Raw genomic sequence first — 24,070 nt, 5'->3', positions numbered from 1 at the left:
GCCCCCTCAGTCCAGGATGAAGCTTTCGAGGTACGACGGGTTCGCGCGGTCGAGCATCGAGCCCGCCCGTGCCCGGATCTGGGCGTCGCTGTGCTCGCTCTCGGGCAGCAGCCAGAAGCGGTCCGCGCGGATGCCGTCCACGACGAGGTCGGCGACTTCCTCGACGGGCGTGAAGGCGACCTCCTTACCCGCCGCCTTCATCGCGGTCTCCCACTGGTCGAGGCTGCGGTACGGGGTCCTACGGGGGCGCTCTTTGGCGTACCGGTCGGGCCGGTTGCGGTGCGACTCCCACAGGCCCGTGCGCAGCATGTGCGGCCCCGGGAAGAGCACCGAGGCGCCCACGCGCGCGTGCTCCGCCTTCAAATGGGCGTACAGCGACTCGGTCATCGTCACGACGGCCGCCTTGGTGACGGCGTACACGGAGGCGGTGGGCAGCGGGGCGATACCGCCGTCCCCGGAGGACGTGTTGACGACATGACCGGGTTGACCGGACTTGATCATCCTCGGCACGAACGCCTGGATGCCGTGGAAGACACCCCACACGTTGACCGCGAACGCCCACTGCCAGTCGTTCGGTTCGTGCTCCCACATCCGGCCCTCGGCACCCGAGCCGACCCCGGCGTTGTTGCAGAGGACGTGGACGGCGCCGTACGTGTCGTAGGCCGACTCGGCCAGATCCAGGACCTGTTGGCGTACGCCGACGTCGACCACGCGCGCGTGCACATCGGTACCGTCGGCGCGCAGATCGGCGGCGGCCTTGTCGAGGGCCCCCTGCTCGACGTCGGCGAGGACCACTTTGAGTCCGTCGGCGGCGAACCGCCGCGCCATCGCGAGCCCGATCCCGCTCGCCGCCCCGGTGACGACGGCGACCTGACCCTCCCTCAGCTCCATCAGACGCTCCCCTCAGGGGGCCCGTCATGGACCTGCTGCGGATCGTCGTAACGCTGGTGGATGTACGGCAACAGGGCCTGTGCGTCGACCCGTTCGACGACCTTGCCGCGCTGGTCGCTGGTCTTCTCGCCGATGGTGATGTCGACGAGGGTGCGCACGGGGAGGTCGGCGACGGGGTCGTACATGGACTCGCGCAGGACGACGTCCCCGGTGACGCGTTCGAGGCGGCGGACCTTCTCGTTGCGCAGGCAGTGCACGAGCACGGGGTCGGCGTCGAAGCCCGAACCGTCCACCGCCGGAAGGAACTTGAAGTAGAAGTCGGTCTTCTGCGTCGGCCCGGGGAGGGGCAGTTCCTCGCTGATCGCGCCGCGGACCTCCACGAAGGCGATGCCCTGCCGGGCGAGGGACGCGTGCACGACGAGGCCCACGCGCTCGACGGTCACCTCACCGAGTTTCTTGGGCTCCCCGAAGACCTCGCGGCCACCGGTGAGGGCCCGTTCGTGGGTCATCGGCATCACCAGGGGGTACCAGCCCTCGACGCCGTCGTGCGCGGCGGCGACCGCGAACGAGCCCGCGCCCAGGGGGTATCCGGTCAGTTCGACCTTGCTGATGTTCACCCGGACCAGGGGCCGCCCGGTGGGCTTGAGGGGCGGCGGAAGGACCGCCGCGACCGCGTCCGGGTCGCTCTCCCAGACGGCCACCACACCGGTGGACCAGATGTCCGGAAGCTTGGAGCTCGCCGTGCGTGCGGCGGCGATCTCCGCCTCGGTCCGTGCGCCGTACCGTACGCGTGCCATACGCCGTACCGCCCTTCGTAGGCCGTCATCCGTCAGGCGGGCAGCACGCTTGCACCGGGCGGGCAAAAGGTCCATAGCCACGCGCACGCGCATTCGGCGGACCCGAACGGGCGGGCGGGGCGGGCGACCTGAGGGACGGGACTGTCAGTGGCGGCCCGTATCCTCAGTGACCATGCTCGAAGACCACTCGCCGACAGTGTCCGCAGCCACTCCGTGGCCGGCCGCATATCCCCAGGGATACGCGGTAGTTGACGTGGAGACCACCGGCCTGGCCCGGGACGACCGGATAATCTCCGCGGCCGTCTACCGTCTGGACGCGCTCGGCGAGGTCGAGGACCACTGGTACACGATGGTCAACCCGGAGCGCGATCCCGGCCCCGTGTGGATCCACGGTCTGACGAGTGACGTCCTGGAGGGCGCGCCCCTCTTCAAGGACATCGCCGAGGAGTTCGCGACCCGCCTGGAGGGCCGGGTGCTGGTCGCGCACAACGCGGTCTTCGACTGGCAGATGATCGCGCGGGAGTACGCGCGCGTGCAGATCGAACCTCCGGTCCGTCAGCGGCTGTGCACCATCGCCCTGTCGAAGGAGCTGAGCCTGCCGCTGCCCAACCACAAACTGGAGTCCCTGGCAGCGCACTTCGGAGTCGTCCAGCAGCGCGCGCACCACGCGCTGGACGACGCGCGCGTGCTCGCCGAGGCGTTCCGGCCGAGCCTCAGGGCGGCGGCCCAGGGCGGCGTACGACTGCCGCTGCACGAGTGCCGGCCGCTGACCGAGTGGGCCCAGCCCGCACCCCGGATCGGTCAGCAGGCAGGGGGCTACGGCGGCTTCGGGGCGGGCAGTTGGCGTCCCGCGCGCAAGCGGCCCGCGTGCCCCTATCCCAACCCGGGGCGCTTCGAGGACGGCAGGCCGCTCAAGCAGGGGATGCGGATCGCGTTCTCCGGGGACACGTCCATCGAGCGCGAGCTCCTGGAGGACCGGGCCGTGGAAGCGGGCCTTCATGTCGCCACGAGCCTGTCCCGGCTGACCAGCCTCCTCGTCACGAACGACCCCGACTCGGGCACCTCGAAGGTGGTCAAGGCCAAGCAGTTCGGCACGCCGGTGGTGGACGAGGCCGCGTTCGGGCAGCTGCTGCGGGACGTCGAGGCGGCGGACTGACGGCGCCCCGGTGACCGTACGGACGGGTGATTGTCGTACGACTCGCCCCGCGCCCGCTCGCCCGTGCCGGGCGGACGGCCCACCCTGTGGCGCATGGCGAGATGTGAAGTGTGCGGCAATGACTACGGCATGAGCTTCGAGGTGCACGCGCAGGGCGCGGTGCACGTCTTCGACTGCTTCTCCTGCGCGATCCACCGTATGGCCCCGATCTGCGAGCACTGCCGGGTGCAGATCATCGGCCAGGGCGTGGAGGTCGAGGGGCGCTGGTTCTGCGGGGGCCACTGCGCTCGGGCGGAGGGGATGGTGGGGATCATCGACAAGGTGTGAGCCGCCGGCCTTCCGGAAGCTGCGACCCGTATCCCATCCGGTACCCCCCTGAATGCGCCCCACGACCGAGTTGTACGGTCGTGGGGTGTACCGCTTCCTGATGTCCCGGCAGTGGGTGATCCTCGCGTTGATCACCCTCCTCCTGATCCCCACGATGATCAGGCTGGGCATCTGGCAGATGCACCGCTACGAGATGCGCAGCGCCCGGAACCAGCTGGTCACGAACGCGCTGCACGCGAAGCCGGTCCCCGTGGAGACGATCAGCACCCCCGGGCACGCGGTGACCCGTACCGAGAAGTACCGCACCGTCACCGCGACCGGCACCTTCGAGACTTCCAAGGAAGTCGTCGTCCGGCGCCGTACCAATGACGACGACGAGGTCGGTTTCCACGTCCTCACCCCGTTCGTGTTGACGGACGGCAAGGTCGTGTTGATCAACCGTGGATGGATCCCGGCGACCGGGGTGCAGACGGCGTTCCCGAAGATCCCCGCGCCGCCGAGCGGCAGGACGACCATCACGGGGCGTCTGATGGCCGACGAGACGACCGCGGCGAGCGGCATCAAGGACATCAAGGGCCTGCCCGACCGGCAGATCATGTTGATCAACAGCGAGGAGCAGGCGCGGCGCCTGCACGCCACGGTGCTCGGCGGCTACGTCGAGCAGACCGCGCCGGAGGCGAAGGGTGACACGCCGGAGCAGATCTCCGACCCGGGCAAGGAAGACGCCCCGCTGAACTATGCGTACATGATCCAGTGGTGGCTGTTCGCGGCGGCCGTACCCGTCGGCTACGTAGTCCTCGCCCGCCGTGAGGCCCGCGACCGCCGGGAGGCGGCGGCGAAGGAGGAGGAGACGGCGGAGGCCGAGCCCGCGACCGTGTGAGCCGGGCTTCTCTTCACCCGCCCGGCCCCGAACCTTGATTGCCCCGCCGGCAGGGAGGGAACCCGCACCCCGTGCACCCACGTATCGAGGACTACGCCCTCATCGGCGACGAACAGACCGCTGCCCTGGTCGGCATGGACGGCTCGGTCGACTGGCTGTGCCTGCCACGCTTCGACTCGGCCGCCTGCTTCGCCAGAATGCTCGGCGACGAGGACAACGGCCACTGGCGCATCGCCCCCAAGGGCGCCGACCGCTGCACCCGCCGCGCGTACCGCCCTGACACCCTGGTCCTGGACACGGAGTGGGAGACCGACGAGGGCACGATCCGCGTCACCGACCTGATGCCCCAGCGCCACCGCGCCCCCGACGTCGTACGCATCGTGGAAGGCGTCAGCGGCAAGGTCACCGTCCACAGCAGGATCCGCCTGCGCTTCGACTACGGCTCGGTCGTGCCGTGGATGCGCAGGTCCGACGGGCACCATGTGGCCGTCGCGGGACCCGACTCGGTGTGGCTGCGCAGCGAACCCGAAGTGCACACCTGGGGCGAGGACTTCAGCACCCTCTCGGAGTTCACCGTCGAGGCCGGCCAGAAGGTCGCCTTCGTCCTCACCTGGCACCCCTCGCACGAGCCCCGGCCGCCGCTCGTCGACCCGTACAAGTCGCTGCACAGCAGCGTCGCGGACTGGAAGCGCTGGGCGGCCCGCTGCCGCTACGACGGCCCCTACAGGGACGCGGTCGTACGCTCCCTGATCACCCTCAAGGCCCTCACGTACCGCCCGACCGGTGGCATCGTCGCCGCGGCCACCACGTCGCTCCCCGAGGAGATGGGCGGCGTCCGCAACTGGGACTACCGCTACTGCTGGCTGCGCGACTCGAGCCTCACCCTGGGCGCCCTGGTCGCCGCGGGCTACCACAAGGAAGCCGAGGCCTGGCGCGACTGGCTGCTCCGCGCGGTCGCCGGCGATCCCGCGGACCTGCAGATCATGTACGGCGTGGCGGGCGAACGACGGCTCCCCGAGTTCGAACTGCCGCACCTCTCCGGCTTCGGCGGGTCGGCGCCCGTCCGGATCGGCAACGGCGCCGTCAACCAGCTCCAACTCGACGTCTACGGAGAGGTCCTGGACTCCCTGTGGCTGGCCCGCCGCGCGGGCCTGTCCCCCAAGCCGCACATGTGGTCGCTCCAGGCCGTCCTCCTGGAGTGGCTGCGCGCGCAGTGGCAACAGCCGGACGAGGGCCTGTGGGAGGTGCGGGGCGGGCGCCGGCACTTCGTGCACTCCAAGGTCATGGTGTGGGTGGCCGCCGACCGCGCGGTCCGCACCCTGGAGGAGTACGCCGACCTGCCCGGCGACCTGGAGGGCTGGCGCGAACTGCGCGACGCGGTGCACCGGGACGTGTGCGAGAAGGGCTACGACCCGGAACGCAACACGTTCACGCAGTACTACGGCTCGCAGGAACTCGACGCCGCCCTGCTGCTCATCCCCCGCTTCGGCTTCCTGCCGCCCGACGATCCGCGGGTCGTCGGCACGGTCGACGCGGTCCGCGAGGCCCTGGGCCACGACGGCTTCGTACGCCGCTACGACACCGCCGCCGACACCCCCGTCGACGGGCTCCCGGGCGACGAGGGCGCCTTCCTGGCGTGCTCCTTCTGGCTCGTGGACGCGCTCCAGATGACGGGCCGCAAGAAGGAGGCCCGGGTGCTGTTCGAGCGCCTGGTGGGGCTCGCGAACGACGTGGGGCTGCTCGCGGAGGAGTACGACCCCGTGGCCGGCCGTCTGCTGGGCAACTTCCCGCAGGCGTTCAGCCACATCGGCCTGGTGAACACCGCCCTCACCCTGTTCGGCGACGAGGAGGCAGGATAGGGGCCATGGATCTTGGACTGAGGGACCGGGTGTACGTCGTCACCGGAGCCACCCGCGGACTGGGCAACGCCGCCGCGCGCGACCTGTTGGCCGACGGCGCGAAGGTGGTCGTCACCGGGCGGGACGGGAAGCGGGCCGCCGACGCTGCGGCCGAGCTGGGGCCGAACGCGGTCGGCGTGGCCGTCGACAACGCCGACGCGGAGGCACCGGCCCGGCTGATCGCCGCCGCGCGCGAGCACTTCGGGGGCTTCGACGGCATCCTCGTGAGCGTCGGCGGGCCGCCGCCCGGGTTCGTCGGCGACACCACCGACGAACAGTGGCAGTCGTCGTTCGAGTCGGTGTTCCTGGGCGCGGTACGGCTCGCCCGCGCGGCGGCCGAGGAGCTGGAGGCGGGCGGTGTCATCGGGTTCGTACTCTCCGGGTCGGTGCACGAGCCGATCCCCGGGCTGACGATCTCGAACGCGCTGCGGCCCGGTCTGGCCGGCTTCGCCAAGTCCCTCGCGGACGAGCTGGGCCCGCGCGGCATCCGTGTCGTGGGGCTGCTTCCGGCCCGCATCGACACGGACCGCGTGCGCGAGCTGGACGGGCTGTCCGCGGACCCGGTGGCCACGCGTGCGGCCAACGAGTCGCGGATCCCACTGCGCCGGTACGGGACTTCGGACGAGTTCGGGCGGGTGGCGGCGTTTCTGCTGTCGCCGGCCGCGTCCTACCTGACGGGGATCATGGTCCCTGTAGACGGTGGGATGCGGCACGGGTTCTGACGCTCCGTCAACTCGATCCCCCGCTCAACCCATGAATCAACCTGTCAACTCACCCGCTCCGCCCGGTGCTTGACGCCCGTCAGGCGGACCTCCGTCGGCAGTGTCTCCAGGCCCGCCGAATCTCGGGCGTGGGCAAGGGCGTTGGCCGTCAGGTGGTCGAGGGCGACTCCGGGGTCCACGTGCGGTTCCAGGCTGAGCTGGACGCGGGCCTCGGGGGCCGTGCGGGAGCCGGCGAGCCGCACGTGCGCGTGGGCCACACCGTCCAGGGCGCCCGCGTCGGTGGCGAGGACGCCTTCCAAGGCCCGGCCCCGCAGCAGCGCGCCCTCGCCGTCGCCGGTGCTGACGGCGACCTCGGTGAGCCGACGGCGCCGTAGCACCGCGACGATCCACCACAGGGCGAGCAGGACGAGAACGGCGAGCACGGCGAGGACCGTCGGCCACCACCAGCCGTCGCCCCGCCAGCGGGTCCGCCGGGCGTCGCTCAGCAGGACGTCGTGACGCCCGTCGTAGATCCACCAGGAGGGCGGCTTCACGCCGAGGCCGACGGCCAGTACGGAGCCGCCCAGCACGAGCAGTACGAGGCCCACGACACCGATCACCGCGCGGTTGACGATCCTGAGCATCGGCCTCATCCCTTCCGGCCGGAGCGGCCGACGTGCACCGACAGCGCGGGCGGCCGGGCGAGTCCGAGCCCGGTGATCGCGTCGCCGAGAACGGCGTCCAAGTCGGCCCGTACTTCGTCGAGTTCACGGAAATGCGACACCGCGCGGACGTCGGCTTTCGTGCGGCTGGTGCGCACGCGGACCGACTGCACGCCCGAGACCTCCATGGCCCGGTCGCGCAGCACCATCGCGGCGGCGGCGCGTTGCAGGCCGGCCCGGACGTCGGCGTGGGTACGGCGCATCGGCAGCACCTGACGCAGGCCGGGCGTGAGGGCGAGCACGATCAGCCAGAGGCCGAGGGCGGCGGCGACGCCGGCGCCGACGAGCACCCAGGTGTCGTCCAGGGGCCGCTCGGCGAGCTGCCGGGCCAGTTCCCGGCGCCAGTGCGCGGCGGGCCGCTCCGCGCGCACGGCGGTGACGTCGTAGAGCAGGGCGCCGGCGCCGACGAGCAGCAGGACGGCGACGATGGCCGCGGGGACGCGGCGCGCCGACCAGAAGCGGCCGCCCTTGCCGTCGCCGTCGTGGACGACGGGAACGGGATCGTAGTCGGAGGCGGCGGGGTATCCGCCGGGTCCGGGATCGGTCTCCTTCTCGATGACCGGTAGTCGTTGGGTCGTGCCGTCGGAGCCTTGGGGCTCGCTCATCGCGTCCTCCCCTGTGCCGCGCCATGTGCCGGATGAAGCCGTTCCACTTGGACGGCGACCTCGGGCACCTCCATGCCCACCAACGCGCGTACCCGCTGAACCACCTGTCGACGCACCTGAAAACAGCGGGCGCCGATGTCGCACGGATAGTCGAGTTCGAGGTGCACGCGCACGCGTACCGTCTCGTGGTGTACGACGACGGTGGCATGCGGCGGCGCGGCGTCCGGGTGCAGTGGTCCGAGCGCCTCACGCGCGGCCTGCGCGGCGATCTTCGCCACGACCCGGTCGGCGATCCGGGTGGCGCCCCGCTCTCCGGGCGCGACGACCGCCAGGGGTCTGCCGCGCTCGTCAACCGCGCCGTCCCCGCCGCTCACGCGGGTCATCGCCGCCGGTCGTCACGCGAGCGGAAGAAGTCGCCGAGTTCCAGGTCCCCCTCCAGGAACCGGCCGACGACGAACCCGATGGCGCCCAGGGCCGCCACCAGCAGGAAGGCCCCGAACCCGCCGAAGTATCCGGCGAAGCCCAGTGCCATTCCGGCGATCATGCCGACCACGGCCCTGCTCATCCTGCGCTCCTCAGCTCGTTCGTCGGCCCGCTCAAGGATTCGTTCGCCGGTTCCGTCACTGGAGCCTGGGCTCCGGTTCGTCGTCCTCTTCGTCCGGCAGCTTCACGTCGCTGACCGCGATGTTGACCTCGACGACCTCGAGTCCGGTCATCCGCTCGACGGCCGCGATCACGTTCTCCCGTACGGCGCGGGCCACGTCCGCGATCGACACTCCGTAGTCGACGACGATCTCCAGGTCGAGCGCGGTCTGCACCTCGCCGACCTCGGCCTTCACACCCCGGGACACCGATTTCGTGCCGCCGGGCACCCGGTCGCGCACGGCCCCGAAGGTGCGGGACAGTCCGCTGCCCATGGCATGGACGCCCAGGACGTCCCGGGCGGCCAGCCCGGCGATCTTCTCCACCACGCCGTCGGCGATGGTGGTCCGCCCCCGGGACGCGGGGTCGCCGCCGCCGCGTTTGGTGGGGGGTTTGCGGGTCTGTAGGGACTCCCGCTCACCGTCGGGGTCCTGTGTCCGGTTCCGCTCCGTCATGTCGGTCATCGCCGTACATCCCTTTCGGTCGTCGTCCTTCGACCACGGTAGTTGCGGTTGCTCGGTCCCGCGCTGGACATGCGGCAGGCTGGAGGAATGACGGCGGACGCGTGGACGCGAGCGGTACGGCATCAACTCCGGCTGGGCAGGCTGCTGCCCCTGGGTGATCGGCGCGACGGCGCGTGGATCGCGGAGCGGGCGGCCGAGGCCGTACTCCGGGGCGCGGCGGAGCAGGTGCGGGGCGTGCGGCTGGGCGCGCTGCGGATCGCCCTCGCCGTTCCGGAGGACGCGCACGAGCCCGCCGTACCGCCTCCGCCCGGTGCGCTGCCGCCCGGGCCGCTGCGGATCACGGCCGACTTCGCCGCCGTGGCGACCGAACCCCTGCCGACTGCGGCGTCCCGGCTGCGTACGGCCCTGGCGACGGCTGCGGCGGAGCGGCTCGGTCTGGTGGTGGACGAGGTTGATCTACAGGTGACGGTCCTGCTGGACCATATGGACGACGTTGACGGCATGGACGGCATGGACGATGCCGACCGTCTGGACGATGTGGATCGTATGGACGATGTGGATCGCGATCTGGCCGCCGACATTGACCATGTTGATGACATTGATCGTCTCGACGATGTTGACCGTGTTGACGGCGGCGGCGAGTCCCTGGTCGCCGCGATCGCGCTCGCCGTCCCAGGAGTGGCCCGGCTGACCGGCGCGCTGGGCGGGCTCGGCCGGGCGGTGCACATCGAGGAGGTCGCCGGCGAAGGGGCGCTGCCGCGTCTCCACGCGCGTGTGGAGCTCGCGGTGCGCGCGGACCGCCGGGCGCTGGATGTGGCCCGGGGGGTCCGCGCGAGGGTCGGCGAGGCGTTGCCCGGTCACCCGACCGTGGCCGTACTGGTCACCGAGGTGAGCTGACGGCAGGGTGGGCCGACGGGCTTATTCGCCGACGCCGGCCAGGTCCCGCAGGCGTCGGGCCTGGGCGGCACGCTCGGCGCCGCGCTGGTCGTCGTAGGCACGGCCCTGGACGCCCTGGAGCAGCGCCTTGGTCTCGATGAGGGCGTCGCGCGGTGCGGCCAGCAGGGCGGTCGCCAGGTCGCGTACGGCGTCCTCGATCTGGTCGGCGGGTACGGCGATGTTCGCGAGGCCGGTGCTGACGGCTTCCTCGGCCAGGACGGAGCGCCCGGTCGCGCAGATCTCGAGCGCGCGAGCATAGCCGACGAGGCCCACCAGGGGATGTGTGCCGGTCAGGTCGGGCACCAGTCCGAGGCTGGTCTCGCGCATGGCGAACTGCACATCGTCGGCGACGACGCGCAGGTCACAGGCGAGGGCGAGCTGGAATCCGGCCCCGATGGCATGCCCCTGGACGGCGGCGATGGACACGATGTCGCTGCGTCGCCACCAGGTGAAGCCCTCCTGGTACTCGGCGATGGTCCCGTCCAGCACGGCGTCACTGCTGTGCGCGAGGTCGATGAACGACGGTTCGCCGTCGAAGCCCTCGGGCGTGAACGCCTGCCGGTCGAGTCCGGCCGAGAAGGACTTGCCCTCGGCGCGCAGCACCACGACACGGACGGAGCCCGGCAACGACCGCCCGGCCTCCGCCAACGCCCGCCAGAGAGCAGGACTTTGAGCGTTGCGCTTGGCCGGGTTGGTCAGCGTCACCGTGGCGATCGCGTCGTCGACGGTGAGCCGTACGCCGTCCTTGTCGAGTACGGGACCGAGGTCCTTGTCGTCCTGTTCGGGCGAAGCCATGGGGCGCCTCCGATGTGTGCGGTCAGCAGAGCAGAGCTAAGTGACTGCACAGTAACCACCCGGTCGGTCAGTCGTCCGACCGGGTGGCCACCATCGAAGCCGATGAGCCACCCGGGGTCAGGCCGAAGCCTTCTTGCCCCTGGTCGCCCCGCCACGCCCACGAAGCGTGACGCCCGACTCACTGAGCATCCGGTGGACGAAGCCATACGAACGGCCGGTCTCCTCGGCCAGCGCTCGAATGCTCGCACCGGAGTCGTACTTCTTCTTCAGGTCTGCCGCGAGCTTGTCGCGCGCGGCGCCGGTTACCCGGCTGCCCTTCTTCAGAGTCTCGGCCACCCGTGCCTCCTCATGGGAAGTGCGCTCTTGGTCTCCTCATGATCACCCCTCCAAGCGTTCATGGCCACCCATTCGGCAAGGTCCGTAAGACAAGGTTTTGACGACAGGAGCGCGTCCCCACAAGTGGAATGTGGAATTCCCGAGGGTCGTGTCCGTACGGCCGAACGAGTTGTTCCGTGAAGTACCTGGTCAGAGACGCAGGACGGCCGAGCCCTTGTCGATAAAGGACTCGGCCGGGAAATCGGTGTACGACACACCTCGGTACGAGGAGATCTCACACAGATGGTGGATCACCGGTAGGCCGAATGATCCATACGCCGTGGATCAAGCATTCGGTCAAGCGCCGCTGACCGTCGGACGGCCGGCTGTCAGGCGAGCGCGACGAGATCCGCGTAGTCCGCGCCCCACAGGTCCTCGACGCCGTCCGGCAGCAGGATGATGCGCTCCGGCTGGAGAGCTTCTACGGCGCCCTCGTCGTGGGTGACGAGAACGACGGCGCCCTTGTAGGTGCGCAGTGCGCCGAGGATCTCCTCGCGGCTGGCGGGGTCCAGGTTGTTCGTCGGCTCATCCAGGAGGAGGACGTTCGCCGACGACACGACGAGGGTGGCGAGCGCGAGGCGGGTCTTCTCACCGCCGGAGAGGACCCCGGCCGGCTTGTCGACGTCGTCCCCGGAGAACAGGAACGAGCCCAGCGTCTTGCGGACCTCGACCAGGTCCAGGTCGGGGGCGGCGGAGCGCATGTTCTCCAGGACCGTGCGCTCCGGGTCGAGGGTCTCGTGCTCCTGCGCGTAGTAGCCGAGCTTGAGGCCGTGGCCCTCGATGACCTCGCCGGTGTCCGGCTTCTCGGCGCCGCCGAGGAGCTTCAGGAGGGTCGTCTTGCCAGCGCCGTTCAGGCCGAGGATGACGACGCGCGAACCCTTGTCGATGGCCAGGTCGACGTCGGTGAAGATCTCCAGGGAGCCGTACGACTTCGACAGGCCCTCCGCCATGAGCGGGGTCTTGCCGCAGGGCGAGGGCTCCGGGAAGCGCAGCTTGGCGACCTTGTCGGAGACGCGCACCGCGTCCAGCCCGGCGAGCAGTCGGTCGGCGCGCTTGGCCATGTTCTGCGCGGCGACCGTCTTGGTGGCCTTGGCGCGCATCTTGTCGGCCTGCGAGTGCAGGGCGGCGGCCTTCTTCTCGGCGTTCTGCCGCTCGCGCTTGCGGCGCTTCTCGTCGGCCTCGCGCTGCTGCTGGTAGAGCTTCCAGCCCATGTTGTAAATGTCGATCTGGGAGCGGTTGGCGTCCAGATAGAACACCTTGTTGACGACGGTCTCGACGAGGTCGGCGTCGTGGGAGATCACGATGAAGCCGCCGCGGTACGTCTTCAGGTAGTCGCGCAGCCAGACGATCGAGTCGGCGTCGAGGTGGTTCGTGGGCTCGTCGAGAAGCAGCGTGTCCGCGTCGGAGAACAGGATGCGGGCCAGCTCGATACGGCGGCGCTGACCGCCGGAGAGCGTATGGAGCGGCTGGCCGAGCACGCGGTCCGGGAGGTTCAGCGCGGCGGCGATGGTGGCGGCCTCGGCCTCGGCGGAGTAGCCGCCCTTGGTGAGGAACTCCGTCTCCTGGCGCTCGTACTGGCGCATGGCCTTGTCGCGGGTGGCGCCGCTGCCGTTGGCGATGCGCTGTTCGTTCTCGCGCATCTTGCGGATCAGGGTGTCCAGGCCGCGCGCGGAGAGGATGCGGTCGCTGGCGAGCACGTCCAGGTCGCCGGTGCGGGGGTCCTGCGGGAGGTAGCCGACCTCGCCGGAGCGGGTGACGGTGCCGCCGGCGGGCTGGCCCTCGCCGGCCAGGACCTTGGTCAGGGTGGTCTTGCCGGCGCCGTTGCGCCCGACCAGACCGATGCGGTCGCCCTTGGCGACACGGAAGGTGGCGGACTCGATGAGGACGCGGGCACCGGCGCGCAGCTCGATACCGGAGGCGGAGATCACGGTCAGACTCCAGAGCGGGGTCGTAGGCGGAAGGGGCGGCTGAGGACGTTCCCGCCGTCTAATGCGCGAGGAGAATGGCCATGGGCCAAGTCTAACGGGGACATGCAAGCGCTTTTCCTTGCGCGGCGGGTCATCGCCCTGGGGCGGACGGCCCGGGATGATCCGGTACGGGTCGTCCACGGCGATGAGCTGCGTGGTCCGGGCCGGTGCCGGGAGATGAGCACCGCCGCACCGTGACGTACGGCACGCGTGCGTGCAGGTTCGGTAAGACGGCCGACGCCTTCGCAATCCCCTTCAGCACGGCACGCGCGTGTGTGCAGGCTCGGTGGGCCGGTAGGCACGCGCGTGCCTACGGCCTCGGTGGGCCGGGCTGGGAGCCGTCCCCCGTTCGGCCCCTCGTCCGGCGCCCCGCCGGGAACGCCGGGCGAGGATGACGCCATGCAGTTCGACGACGACGCGAATCTGGACACCTCCGAGGTGCAGGACGTGCGCGGCAGCCGGATTCCCGGGGGCCGGGCGACCGTGGGCGGTGGCCTCGCGGGGCTGATCGCGCTGCTGCTCGGGCTCTTCTTCGGTGTCGGTCCCGACAACCTCGGGTTGTCGTCGGGCAGCGACTCACCGGCGGCGACGGCGTCCTCGCTGGCCCAGGTGCAGTCGACCTGCCGTACCGGGCAGGACGCGAACACCAAGGAGGACTGCCGCATCGTGGCGGTGGTCAACAGCGTGCAGGACTACTGGACGCAGGAGTTCCGGCGGCGCAGCGGTACGTACACACGGTCGCCGACGGTCTTCTTCAGCGGGCAGGTCGCCACCGCGTGCGGGACGGCGACCTCCGCGGTGGGGCCGTTCTACTGCCCCGGCGACCGGAAGGTCTATCTGGACCTGGGGTTCTTCGACGAGCTGCGGACGAAGTTCGGCTCAAGCGGCGGGCCGTTCGCGCAGGCGTACGTCGTGGCGCACGAGTACGGGCACCACGTGCAGGACCTGATGGGCACGCTCGGCAGGTCCCAGGACGGGCGGACCGGGGCGAACAGCAACGCGGTGAAAGTGGAGTTGCAGGCCGACTGCTACGCCGGGGTCTGGGCGCACCACGCGACCACCACGAAGGACGAGTCGACCGGGCGGCCGTTGATCACCAGCCTCACGGACGCCGACATCCGGGACGGCCTGGACGCGGCGGCGGCCGTGGGCGACGACCGGATCCAGGAACGGTTCCAGGGCCGGGTGACGCCGGAGAGCTGGACGCACGGGTCGGCGGCGCAGCGGCAGCAGTGGTTCTACACGGGCTACAAGACCGGGGACATGGCGCAGTGCAACACCTTCCGCTGACGGCCGTCGTCGGCCGCTGTGCCCGGTTCGGGGGCCGTTGTCAGTGGCGGGTGCAAGACTCGTCGAAAGCACTCAGACCATCGAAAAACACCCGACGCACAAGGAAGTGATCGGCATGGCAGGCAAGGACAGTGGGCGTCCCAGCATCTACCCGTCCCTGCTGTACACGGACGCGAAGGCGGCGATCCGGCAGCTCACGGAGGCCTTCGGCTTCACCGAACTGGCGGTGTACGAGGGCGAGGACGGCTCGGTGATGCACGCCGAGCTGGTGCAGGGCAACGGCGCGGTGATGCTCGGCTCCAAGGGCCGCGGCGGCCGTTTCGACGAGGCGATGAAGAGCGCGGGTCCCACCGGTGTGTACATCGTCGTGGACGACGTCGACGCCCATCACCGGCGGGCCGTGGAGCACGGCGCGGAGATCCTGATGCCCCCGACGGACCAGGAGTACGGATCGCGGGACTACATGGCCCGGGACGCCGAGGGCAACATCTGGAGCTTCGGTACGTACGCTCCGGAAATAGGGATCTGACCGCGCCTGGTCTCGCGCGCTTCGCGCCTAGCTTCCCCCCGTGTGCACCTGAAAGGCCGCCCGGCGTACGGCCTTGGCGAGGGCCGGGTCGGGATGGGCGGCGGCGAGCGCGACGAGGACCTGCACGGTGCGGGGGTGGCCCACGGCGCGCACCTCGTCGAGGAGCATAGGGACGGTCGGCTGGATGGCGGACTCCAGGTGCCGCACCAGCAGCGGGGCCTCCCCGTGGTCGGCGACGGCGGCGGCGGTGTCGACCCACAGCCAGGTCGCCTCGGCACGGGTGAGGACCTCGTGGGCGTCCTCCGGATCGATCCCGTCGTGCTCGGCGAGCCACAGCAGGGCGTACGGCCGCAGGGTCGCCTCGTCGGCGACGGCGCGGACGTCGGGCTCGGCCGGGGCGCCGACGACGCGCAGCGCCTCGAAGGCGAGGCCGCGCAGCAGGGCGTCCTCACCGCGGGCGGCGTCGATCAGCTGGCCGACGGCGGTGCCCACGGTGCGGGCAGCGAGCCAGGCGCGGTACTCGGCGCGGGCGGCGTTCGGGCGGAGCTGCGAGCAGCCGCGGAGCATGTCCTCGGCGGACTGCTCGATGTTCCCGGCGGGGCTCTGCGCGGCCACGCAGATCTGCTCCAGCTTGACCCAGACCGCCCAGCTGCCGAGCGGGGTGAGGGTGGCCTGGGCGTCGCCGTAGGTGAGGGCGCCGACGGAGGCGAGGGCGTGCAGGGCCCAGTCGAGGAGGGGGTCGAGAGGGGTGTCGGGGGTGTCGGCGGCCGGGGGCTGCTGGACGGGTTCGGGCTGGGGGCCGTAGGGGATCTCGCAGCGCTCGGTGCGCAGTTCGGTGACCCGTTGGCCGAGGAGGTCGAGGAGCTGTTCGACGGGGACGGGGCCGGCGGACAGCTGGAGGAAGGAGAGCACCTGGGGCATGGCCGAGACGACCTCGGCGACGGCTGAGGGCTCGTGCTCCCGGGGTTCCGGGTGGGCGAGCGACCAGGCGTCGAAGAGGGCGACCCAGCCGCGCAGGACGGCGCTGTCGTCGCGGTCCCAGGCGCGCAGCCGCCAGCCGGGGCGGGCCTCGTCGCCGTGCACCTCGACGAGGCCGGCGAGGCGGGCGGTGTCCCAGTCGGCGCGGACCTGAGCCGGGGTCAGGCCGAGGTCCTCGGCCGCGAGTTCGGCAGTCGAGTCGGAGAGGGTGCCCTTGCCGTCGGGGCTCGCGCTGTCACGGCCGGGGCGTAGTGCGGCGTCGGCCCAGTGGGCGACGCGGGCGGCTCCGGCCAGGCCGGAGCGTGCCATTCTGGCCAGTTCCGCGGGGGCCGGTGTGCCCTCCGGAGGGCGGGGTGCGGGGCGGCGCGAGCGCCGCTGGTTCATCGCTCGGGGGGCGGCGGCCAGGGGTCGCGGGCGGACGAGTCGAAGCCTGGAGTCGCGCGGGATACGGGACGTCACGGGTGCAGTCTTCCGGTTGACGGTCCGAAAACCCAAACGGAATGTCACGGCGGGCGACGGGGAGGGCCAAGGCACGGGGTCTCGCGGGCAGCTGGGGACCGGGATCAGGCCAGTGGTACAGGGCTAAACGGAAGGTCGGCGGGGTGTGGTGGGGGTGCGAGTCCGGGGTGGTGAAGGGGGGCGTCCGGTACGGGCCGGTGGATCACGTCAGCGGTGAGCGAAAGGCATCAGCGGGGTGCGGATCACATCAGCGGTGTCAGGAAGCGGCGCAGGATCTCCTCGTAGCCGGCCGGGTCGGCGTTCCACATCGCGCTGTGCGGGGCGTGGGCGACCGGCTGGAGGGTGATCAGGTCGGGGCGGTGCGCGGCGAAGCGGCGGGAGAGGTTCCAGGGGGCCACCGTGTCGTCCGGACCGTGGAAGATCAGGGTCGGAACCCGGAGCCGGGTCGGGTCGGCGGCCTCGGCGATGCGGTCGCCGTGCAGGCCGGTACGGCCCTGGGCGGCGCGGACCGCGAGCGGCAGCAGCGCGCCCGGGGTGTGCCGGGCGGTGGCGAGGGCGCGCAGCGTCGTCTCCCAGTCCAGCACCGGGGAGTCCAGCACCAGGCCGGAGACGTGGTCGCGCATCGCGGAGTGGGCGGCGGCGCGCAGCGCCATGGTGGCGCCGGTGGACCAGCCGTACAGGACGACGTGCTCGGCGCCGTAGCGCACGGCGTAGCGGATCGCCGCGTCCAGGTCGCGCCACTCGGTCTCGCCGAGGTGACCCAGGCCGTCGGGGTTGCGGGGCGCGCCCAGGTCGCCGCGGTAGGCGAGGGCGAGCACCGGGAAGCTGTTGCGGTGCAGGAACTCCATGACGTTCAGGGAGAGTTCGCGGGTCGCGGCCAGTCCGTGCACCGCGATCACCCAGGTGCTGCGCGCTCCGGGCACGAACCACGCGGGCAGGGAGCCGAGTTCGCCGGGGATGTCGATGTCGGCGTGGTCCAGGCCGAGGGCGGTGCTCGGGTTGCCGACGTGGACGTTCGGGGTGAGCCACACCTTGCCGCCGGGGCGGAGGGTGCCGTGGGTGACGCGTTCCAGGCGGCGTACGACGGCGTCGGCGGAGGGCGACGCCGCGTCGACGACGGGCCCGACGACCGCGTGGGAGCCGTCGCCGGCGAGGCCGTACGTACCCGGGCGCAGCGAGGCGAGGTCCCGGGTGAGCGCGATCTGACCGGCGGCGGTGGAGTGCACCGTGAGCCGAGGTTCGGTCGGCAGGGGACGCCCGGGCGGCGCCTTCAACGCGGCATCACTGGCGAACCGGCCGACGGCGACGCCGGCGACACCGGCCGCGAGGGCCACGGAGACGGCCGCGGCCGTCGCTTTGACTGTGCGCACGGGTCCAGTGTCCCGGGGGAGACGGGTACCGGCCAGCCGGAGGGGGCGGGGGGTTCCGGGTGGGGGTGTGTCGGGGGCGGGGTGTTTCGGTGGTGGGGGGAGGGGCGGTGCCGGTGGGGCGGGCGCTGCCGGGGGCAGGCGGAGGTATGTGGGGGCCGGGATGCCTCGGTGATGGTGGCGGGGACGGAGCGGTGGTGGCAAGGGCCGCTCGGGGGTGCAGGGCGCAGGTACCCCGGGGGGGCGGTGTCCAGGGGGCTAGAGGGTGTCTCAGTGGCGGCAGCAAAGACGGAGCCGATGGTGGCGCGCGCCGCTTGAAAGTGCCGGGCGGAAGTATGCGGGGGGCGGATGCCTTGCTGATGGCAGCGGGGAAAGAGCGGTGGCGGGTCCTGCTTGGGGTGCCGGGCGCAGGTGTCCGGAGGCCGGGTCGTCTCGGTGACGCCGAGAGACACGATGCCGGTGGCAGCGGGCACTGCTTGAGTGACGATGCGGGTGGCGGTGAGGGGACAGTGCCGGTTGCGCGGGACCTCAAGGGTGATGCGCGACGGGTTGGTGGCACGAGGCGACGCTAAGGCTGCCGGTCGCACGGGACGCGGGGATTGCGCGAGGCGGACCGGTGACGCGGAGCCGTGCGGGTGACGCGGGTGATGCGAAGCAGCTCGGCGCCACCCGATCGGTCCTCGCCGGAAGCACACCCCGGCAGGACCCGAAGGAAGCGAGCCGACGACAGCACCCACCTAGCCCTCCCCGCGCTCACCCTTGCCACCCGTCACCCTCACCCCACCCAACCTCGCCCCTTCACCGCCGCCCGCACCCCACACACGGCCGACCTCACCCGCTCCCTTCCGCCGCCCGTACCCGCACCCTCACCGCGCTCTCCCCTTCCCCTCGCTTCCACCCCCCTCACCTCGCCGCCTTCACCCTCCGCGCTCACCCCTCACCCCGCCGCACCCTCACCGCACCCTCACCGCACACCCACCCCTCACCCCGCCCAACGCACCCCCTGCCCATACCCCCGCAACCTCTCCCCCGCCTCAGCCACCTGCTCCCCCGTCAGCAACGTCGGCGACAGCCCCGGTACCGACGACGCCGTAAGCCACAACCGGCACATCCACTCCAGCTGGGCCGTGCGGTCGAACGCCTGGTCCAGGGAGTCGCCGTAGGCGATCGTGCCGTGGTTCTGGAGGAGACAGGCGGAGCGGTCGGCCAGGGCCTGGAGCATGTTCTCGGCCAACTCCTCCGTGCCGTAGGTCGCATACGGGGCAACCCGGACCGGGCCACCGAGGGCGCCGGACATGTAGTGGACGGAGGGGAGTTCGGGGACGAGGGTCGAGACGGCCGTCGCGTGGACGGCGTGGGTGTGGACGACGGCGTGGGCGTCGGTGCTGCGGTAGACGGCGAGATGCATGGGGAGTTCGCTCGTCGCGAGCAGGGTGCCGAGGACCTGACGGCCGTCGAGGTCCACGCCGACCGTGTCCGTAGGCGCGAGGCGGTCGTAGGGGACGCCCGACGGTGTGACCAGGACGGTGTCGCCGACGCGCACGGAGACGTTCCCGGAGGTGCCGACGACCAGGCCGTCGGAGACCGTCCGGCGTGCGGTCGCGACGAGCGCGCCCCAGGCGTGCGCCTCATCGGCGCGCACACTCCTCCTCCGCGCGTCCCCCACAGCCCCCGCACTCTCCCGGGCGCCCCGCCCGTCCCCCTGGTCCCGCCGTTGCTCAGCCATGCCGTGATCCTGTCAGCCGGTGCCCCAACGCACGTTCGGGCGAAGGCACTTTAGGCCGGAAGCCGCGCATCCGAAAGATGACATATGGGTGCCAACCACCCACTCCAGCCGCTTGGCCGGAGACCGACCGGCATTGACGGATCTTCCAATAACCTCTGGGAGATTTGTCGTGCACGCCGCCATTCCCGGGGGAAACATGGCCCGTGATCGCAAACCGTCCCTGACCCGCGCCCGCACCGGCATCCGCCTCCACACCCACCCCCGCGCCCGCCTCGTCGCGACCGCCGTCGCCGCACTCACCGTCGGCGCAACCACCCTCGCGCTCGCCGAGATCCCGGCCACCGCCGCGAGCATCGCCGCGAGCCCGACGAAGGGCCACGACGTCTCCTCACACCAGAAGAACGTCAACTGGCCGAGCGCGAAGGCGAAGGGCGCCACCTTCGTCTACGTCAAGGCGACGGAGTCGACCACCTACCGCAACCCGTACTTCAACCAGCAGTACGACGGCGCCCGCAAGGCCGGCATCATCCGCGGCGCGTACCACTTCGCCCTGCCGGACAGGTCGTCGGGCGCGAGCCAGGCCGGGTACTTCGTGGCGCACGGCGGCGACTGGAAGGCGGACGGCTGGACACTGCCGCCGGCCCTCGACATCGAGACCAACCCGTACGACAAGAAGCACGGTTGCTACGGCCTGAGCAAGACCGGGATGGCCAACTGGATCAAGGCCTTCAGCGCCGAGGTGAACCGGGAGACCGGCCGCCGCCCGGTGATCTACACGACCGCCCTGTGGTGGAAGACCTGCACGGGCAACAACAGCTCCCTGGCCTCGACACACGCCCTGTGGATCGCCCGCCACGAGGCGGCGGACGCGGGCTCGCTGCCCGCCGGATGGTCGTACTGGACCTTCTGGCAGTACGACAACAGCGGGAGCCTGCCGGGTGACCAGAATCTCTTCAACGGAACGGTGAGCCAGCTGCGGAAGTTCGCCCGGGGCTACTAAACGACCCGCAAGGCGATCCACAAGACGACCCACGAGACGTCCACCAGGCACCCACCAGGCATCCACCAGGCAAATCGGCCACCACGGATACCCCCCTAGTTCATCTTCCGTTCATTCAGGTTTCCTACGGTCAACGCGCCAATGACTTCGAACGATTGCCTGGGTAAATGGAAAACTTCTCGCTGATCCTCGCGATTGTGGTAATCACCGCACTCGCGTTCGATTTTACGAACGGTTTCCACGACACCGCCAACGCGATGGCCACCACCATCTCGACCGGTGCGCTCAAGCCCAAGGTCGCGGTGGCCATGTCGGCCACCCTCAACCTGGTGGGCGCTTTTCTCTCCGTGGAGGTCGCCAACACGATCTCCAAGGGGCTCGTCGACGAGAGCGGCATCCGTCCCGAGGTCATTTTCGCCGCCCTGGTCGGCGCGATCCTCTGGAACCTGGTGACCTGGCTCGTCGGCCTGCCGTCCAGTTCCTCGCACGCCCTCATGGGCGGTCTGATCGGCGCCACCATCGCCTCGGCCGGCACCGGCGCGGTCCACGGCGACGTCCTGGTCACCAAGGTGCTGCTCCCGGCGATCGCCGCCCCGATCGTCGCGGGCGTCGCGGCGATGCTCGCCACCCGCTTCTCCTACGCCCTGAGCAAGAACGCGGGCGGCAAGGCCGCCGACAAGGGCTTCCGCGTCGGCCAGATCGCCTCCGCCGGACTGGTCTCGCTGGCCCACGGCACGAACGACGCGCAGAAGACGATGGGCATCATCACCCTGGCCCTGATCGCCGGCGGCTCCATCGCCCCCGACTCGGACCCGCCCACCTGGGTCATCCTCTCCGCGGGCCTCGCCATCGCGATGGGCACGTACATCGGCGGCTGGCGCATCATCCGCACGATGGGCAAGGGCCTGACCGACCTCCAGCCGCAGCAGGGCTTCGCCGCCCAGACCAGCGCCGCCGCGGTCATCCTGGCCTCCTCGCACATCGGCTTCTCGCTCTCCACCACGCACGCCGTCTCCGGCTCGGTGATGGGCGCGGGCCTGGGCCGCAAGGGCGGTGTCGTCCGCTGGTCGACCGCCACCCGGATGTTCGTCGCCTGGGGCCTGACACTCCCGGCCGCCGCCCTGGTCGGCGCGCTCGCCGAGTCCGTGACCGACCTCGGCGACTGGGGCACCGCGCTGGTGGCCGTCTTCCTGGTCGCCTCCAGCACCGCCATCTGGCTGCTCTCCCGCCGCCAGGTCGTCGACGCCTCGAACGTCAACGAGATCGACGAACCGGCCGGCGTGGTCACCACCGCGATCGCCGCCGTGACCCCGCCGCCCCCGTCGGTCGCCCTCTCCGAGGGCCTGTCGGCGACGATCCCCTCCCCGCCCACCCTCGCGAAGTCCGACCCGGCGACACCGCCGGCCGCCGCCGTCTGAGCCCGCGCCCCGGACACGAAGGAACGAATCAGCATGCACATCGACTGGGCAGCCCTCGGCTCCGTCTTCGGCGTCAGCCTCGTGGCCACCGTCTCCCTGGTGGCGGTCTTCACCCTCGGCATCGTCGGCCTCTCCCGCCGCGAACGCGCCACCGCCCAGGGCGATTCCGCGACCCTCGCCCTGACCGGCGCCTACGCCTGCTTCGCGGCCTGCACGGCGGCGGTGGCGTACGGGATCTATCTGATCGTGGCCTGACGCCACAACTCGAAATCCCGGGAGGCCCGACCATTGGTCGGGCCTCCCGGGATTTATGCGTTCACGCCACGCCACGCCCCGCCTTGCCGCGTGGCAGACGGGCAGGCCCCAACCAGCCGAAACTCGATCCGACATGTGTCATATCGGAGTGCTCCCATCTGATAGGCTCACGTTGACGCAAGGCCAGTGGACAGGCAGCACTTTGCCACATATCGATGGGCCTGTACTCACATGACAGCAGGCGCCGCCGACTCGCAATGAGGACCAAAGGAAGAGTCATGCGCAGGGAAGTGGACCCGAGCCTGAATCGCCGCAAGCTCCGCATCGCACTGCGCCGAGCACGTGAGGCAGCCGGTCTGTCCCGGGAAGAGGCCGCAGGTCAGGTGGATTGGTCCGTCTCGAAACTCAACCGCATCGAGACAGGGACGGTCAGTGTCGCCCTGACCGACCTGCGCGCCCTCGTGCAGTTGTACCGCCTGGAAGATCCCGAGACGGTGGACGACCTGGAGAACGCCGCCCGCAACTCCAAGGGTCAGTCGTGGTGGGCGCCCTTCGCGGGTCTCTCCGCTCCGCGCTTCTACGAGTACCTTGGCTTCGAGACGGCCGCCACGTCGTTGCGTACGTACCACCCCGTCGTCATTCCCGGCCTGCTGCACACCGAGGAGTACGCGGACGCCCTGGCAGTGCCCGAGCTGCCCGACGCCGTCTTCCGGCGCAAGATCGTCGAGTTCCGCACCGCCCGACAGGAGCGGGTCTTCGACGAGGACACCGGCATCGACCAGTTGCACTTCGTGGTGGACGAAGCGGCTCTACGGCGCAGAATCGGTGAACCCGACGTCATGCGTCGACAGTTGCAGCACCTCAAGAACATGGCTGAGCATCCGCGCGTCACCCTTCAGGTACTGCCGTTCTCGGCCGGTGCCCTGTTGAGCACACAGACCGCGTTCGTCCTGCTCAGCTTCAAGGACGAGGAAGACCTGATCTACCTCGAGTTCTCCCAGGCCGGCTCGATCGCCACCCGGGACAACTTCGAACTCGTGGCCAATTTCCAGGACTCCTTCGAGCAGTTGCGGAATCTCGCCTACAGCGGGACCCAGGCACTCGATCTGATCGACGATGCCAAGGAAGCCTTCAGCGTGGTCTGACCCGGAGCCCCACGGCTCGGGCACAGCAGGGGGAGGGCCGGCAATGCCGCTCTTCGATTGGCAAGGGCTCGTGCGGCACTTCCTCACTGCCCTGTCCGCTGCCCGCAGCCCTGATCAAGCCGCCTCCGGCGACACACACGCCACCAGAGCATCATCACCACCCGCGACCCCAGCAACACCAGACTCCCTTCAAAGCGAGACCTCCAGCGAGAACCCGCCGGTCCAGGAGGAGTGGAACCACCCCACGGTCCACGACCTCTTCGCTGTGGGCATGAAGGACGAAGGCCAGGCCAAAACGCTGGACGGCCTCCTGGAAGCAGAGCATGAGCGCGGGCTCCGCACCAGGGACCAGGAGCTGAGGGGCTTCCTGGCCAAAAGTGGCTGTCTCACTCTGTGCACCGCGCTCATCGTGGGAAGCCTGGTGATATCAGTGCACATCGCAAAGGGCATCGATCTCCACCACGTCAGGCTCTCGCCCACCACACACGTAGCACTGGTCTCGGCGGGCAGCGCGTTCCTGACCGGGACGATCGGATGGCTCATACGCAGGCTGCGGGATCGCCGTGAACCGCAGGCGAGGAGGAGAACCGGGAATCTCAACGACCGGACGGAGAACGACGGTCGGCCCTCGGGCGGGAGGCGAACCGATGACCCGCAGCAAGGCAATGGAAGCTGACCGGCGCGAACCCCCATGCCACCCCGGCCCCCGCCGCGACTACCGCCGAAGTGACGATCCAGACCGTGAAC

The 24,070-nt window shown here is 70.7% G+C and carries 26 protein-coding genes; 13 read left to right on the top strand and 13 right to left on the bottom strand.

Annotated features, from left to right (window positions below; genetic code table 11):
• Positions 1-6 precede the first annotated feature (6 nt).
• Complete coding sequence (locus OG504_RS40350) at positions 7-891, bottom strand: SDR family NAD(P)-dependent oxidoreductase (protein ID WP_405994217.1); 885 nt, start codon at positions 889-891, stop codon at positions 7-9.
• Positions 891-1,688 carry an acetoacetate decarboxylase family protein gene (locus OG504_RS40345; RefSeq protein WP_405994216.1) on the bottom strand — a complete coding sequence of 266 codons (798 nt, stop codon included), beginning with the start codon at positions 1,686-1,688 and terminating at the stop codon, positions 891-893. The genes OG504_RS40350 and OG504_RS40345 overlap by 1 nt, the downstream gene beginning before the upstream one ends.
• Positions 1,689-1,860: 172 nt before the next feature.
• On the opposite strand from OG504_RS40345, the gene OG504_RS40340 reads away from it, so the two are divergent.
• The 5 genes from OG504_RS40340 to OG504_RS40320 all read left to right on the top strand — a co-directional run bounded on the left by OG504_RS40340 (position 1,861) and on the right by OG504_RS40320 (position 6,671).
• Positions 1,861-2,844, top strand: coding sequence for a DEDDh family exonuclease (locus tag OG504_RS40340; protein ID WP_366494352.1), 984 nt, complete (start codon positions 1,861-1,863; stop codon positions 2,842-2,844).
• Between the two features lie 93 nt (positions 2,845-2,937).
• Entirely contained in the window at positions 2,938-3,171 is a 234-nt protein-coding gene (locus OG504_RS40335; RefSeq protein WP_033286388.1) for a hypothetical protein, read from the top strand.
• A gap of 85 nt (positions 3,172-3,256) precedes the next feature.
• Complete coding sequence (locus tag OG504_RS40330) at positions 3,257-4,051, top strand: SURF1 family protein (protein ID WP_405994215.1); 795 nt, start codon at positions 3,257-3,259, stop codon at positions 4,049-4,051.
• Between the two features lie 71 nt (positions 4,052-4,122).
• Positions 4,123-5,910: a glycoside hydrolase family 15 protein gene (locus OG504_RS40325; RefSeq protein ID WP_405994214.1), complete on the top strand. Its 1,788-nt coding sequence runs from the start codon at positions 4,123-4,125 to the stop codon at positions 5,908-5,910.
• 5 nt (positions 5,911-5,915) lie between these two features.
• Complete coding sequence (locus OG504_RS40320; protein ID WP_405994213.1) at positions 5,916-6,671, top strand: SDR family oxidoreductase; 756 nt, start codon at positions 5,916-5,918, stop codon at positions 6,669-6,671.
• Positions 6,672-6,715: 44 nt separating this feature from the next.
• Here OG504_RS40320 and amaP read toward each other — a convergent pair whose 3' ends face one another.
• Genes amaP through OG504_RS40295 form a run of 5 tightly spaced genes read right to left on the bottom strand, consistent with a single transcriptional unit; the run spans position 6,716 to position 9,083 of the window.
• Positions 6,716-7,294, bottom strand: a complete 579-nt coding sequence (amaP, locus tag OG504_RS40315) for an alkaline shock response membrane anchor protein AmaP (protein WP_405994212.1) — start codon at positions 7,292-7,294, stop codon at positions 6,716-6,718.
• A gap of 5 nt (positions 7,295-7,299) precedes the next feature.
• On the bottom strand, positions 7,300-7,977 hold the full coding sequence (locus tag OG504_RS40310) for a DUF6286 domain-containing protein (protein WP_405994211.1): 678 nt from the start codon (positions 7,975-7,977) through the stop codon (positions 7,300-7,302).
• Complete coding sequence (locus OG504_RS40305) at positions 7,974-8,360, bottom strand: hypothetical protein (protein WP_405994210.1); 387 nt, start codon at positions 8,358-8,360, stop codon at positions 7,974-7,976. Before OG504_RS40305 ends, OG504_RS40310 begins: the two co-directional genes overlap by 4 nt.
• Entirely contained in the window at positions 8,357-8,542 is a 186-nt protein-coding gene (locus OG504_RS40300; protein WP_019060657.1) for a hypothetical protein, read from the bottom strand. Before OG504_RS40300 ends, OG504_RS40305 begins: the two co-directional genes overlap by 4 nt.
• 55 nt (positions 8,543-8,597) lie before the next feature.
• A complete protein-coding gene (locus tag OG504_RS40295) occupies positions 8,598-9,083 on the bottom strand; it encodes an Asp23/Gls24 family envelope stress response protein (RefSeq protein ID WP_405994209.1) in 486 nt (161 codons plus the stop codon).
• Between the two features lie 87 nt (positions 9,084-9,170).
• Here OG504_RS40295 and OG504_RS40290 point away from each other — a divergent pair, with 87 nt between their 5' ends.
• Entirely contained in the window at positions 9,171-9,980 is an 810-nt protein-coding gene (locus tag OG504_RS40290; RefSeq protein WP_405994208.1) for a nucleopolyhedrovirus P10 family protein, read from the top strand.
• 21 nt (positions 9,981-10,001) lie between these two features.
• Here OG504_RS40290 and OG504_RS40285 read toward each other — a convergent pair whose 3' ends face one another.
• The 3 genes from OG504_RS40285 to OG504_RS40275 all read right to left on the bottom strand — a co-directional run bounded on the left by OG504_RS40285 (position 10,002) and on the right by OG504_RS40275 (position 13,117).
• The gene (locus tag OG504_RS40285; RefSeq protein WP_405994207.1) at positions 10,002-10,814 is read right to left on the bottom strand and encodes an enoyl-CoA hydratase/isomerase family protein; all 813 of its coding nucleotides are present in this window, start codon (positions 10,812-10,814) and stop codon (positions 10,002-10,004) included.
• Between the two features lie 117 nt (positions 10,815-10,931).
• A complete protein-coding gene (locus OG504_RS40280) occupies positions 10,932-11,150 on the bottom strand; it encodes a helix-turn-helix domain-containing protein (protein ID WP_019060653.1) in 219 nt (72 codons plus the stop codon).
• Between the two features lie 368 nt (positions 11,151-11,518).
• Positions 11,519-13,117, bottom strand: coding sequence for an ABC-F family ATP-binding cassette domain-containing protein (locus OG504_RS40275; RefSeq protein ID WP_366432060.1), 1,599 nt, complete (start codon positions 13,115-13,117; stop codon positions 11,519-11,521).
• Positions 13,118-13,555: 438 nt separating this feature from the next.
• Here OG504_RS40275 and OG504_RS40270 point away from each other — a divergent pair, with 438 nt between their 5' ends.
• Both OG504_RS40270 and OG504_RS40265 read left to right on the top strand, forming a co-directional pair.
• Positions 13,556-14,446 carry a neutral zinc metallopeptidase gene (locus tag OG504_RS40270; RefSeq protein WP_405994206.1) on the top strand — a complete coding sequence of 297 codons (891 nt, stop codon included), beginning with the start codon at positions 13,556-13,558 and terminating at the stop codon, positions 14,444-14,446.
• Positions 14,447-14,561: 115 nt separating this feature from the next.
• Positions 14,562-14,975 (top strand): VOC family protein, encoded by a 414-nt coding sequence (locus OG504_RS40265; RefSeq protein ID WP_405994205.1) that lies wholly within the window; start codon positions 14,562-14,564, stop codon positions 14,973-14,975.
• Positions 14,976-15,002: 27 nt separating this feature from the next.
• On the opposite strand, the gene OG504_RS40260 is transcribed toward OG504_RS40265, so the two are convergent.
• The 3 genes from OG504_RS40260 to OG504_RS40250 form a co-directional block, all read right to left on the bottom strand.
• Positions 15,003-16,412, bottom strand: a complete 1,410-nt coding sequence (locus tag OG504_RS40260; protein WP_405994204.1) for a hypothetical protein — start codon at positions 16,410-16,412, stop codon at positions 15,003-15,005.
• Between the two features lie 242 nt (positions 16,413-16,654).
• Positions 16,655-17,782 (bottom strand): alpha/beta hydrolase family protein, encoded by a 1,128-nt coding sequence (locus tag OG504_RS40255; protein ID WP_405994203.1) that lies wholly within the window; start codon positions 17,780-17,782, stop codon positions 16,655-16,657.
• 979 nt (positions 17,783-18,761) lie between these two features.
• Positions 18,762-19,505 (bottom strand): class II aldolase/adducin family protein, encoded by a 744-nt coding sequence (locus OG504_RS40250; RefSeq protein WP_405994202.1) that lies wholly within the window; start codon positions 19,503-19,505, stop codon positions 18,762-18,764.
• 196 nt (positions 19,506-19,701) lie between these two features.
• On the opposite strand from OG504_RS40250, the gene OG504_RS40245 reads away from it, so the two are divergent.
• The 5 genes from OG504_RS40245 (at position 19,702) to OG504_RS40225 (ending at position 23,999) form a co-directional block, all read left to right on the top strand.
• Entirely contained in the window at positions 19,702-20,505 is an 804-nt protein-coding gene (locus OG504_RS40245; RefSeq protein WP_405994201.1) for a lysozyme, read from the top strand.
• Positions 20,506-20,672: 167 nt separating this feature from the next.
• Positions 20,673-21,923, top strand: coding sequence for an anion permease (locus OG504_RS40240; protein ID WP_405994200.1), 1,251 nt, complete (start codon positions 20,673-20,675; stop codon positions 21,921-21,923).
• Between the two features lie 33 nt (positions 21,924-21,956).
• The gene (locus OG504_RS40235; RefSeq protein WP_405994199.1) at positions 21,957-22,178 is read left to right on the top strand and encodes a hypothetical protein; all 222 of its coding nucleotides are present in this window, start codon (positions 21,957-21,959) and stop codon (positions 22,176-22,178) included.
• Positions 22,179-22,456: 278 nt separating this feature from the next.
• Positions 22,457-23,323 (top strand): helix-turn-helix domain-containing protein, encoded by an 867-nt coding sequence (locus tag OG504_RS40230; RefSeq protein WP_405994198.1) that lies wholly within the window; start codon positions 22,457-22,459, stop codon positions 23,321-23,323.
• Between the two features lie 43 nt (positions 23,324-23,366).
• On the top strand, positions 23,367-23,999 hold the full coding sequence (locus OG504_RS40225; protein ID WP_405994197.1) for a hypothetical protein: 633 nt from the start codon (positions 23,367-23,369) through the stop codon (positions 23,997-23,999).
• The last annotated feature ends 71 nt before the right edge of the window (positions 24,000-24,070 follow it).

The organism is Streptomyces sp. NBC_00986 (genome assembly GCF_045162565.1).
In the GTDB taxonomy this organism is placed as follows: Bacteria; Actinomycetota; Actinomycetes; order Streptomycetales; family Streptomycetaceae; genus Streptomyces.
This window is presented reverse-complemented; position numbering and strand designations above follow the sequence as displayed.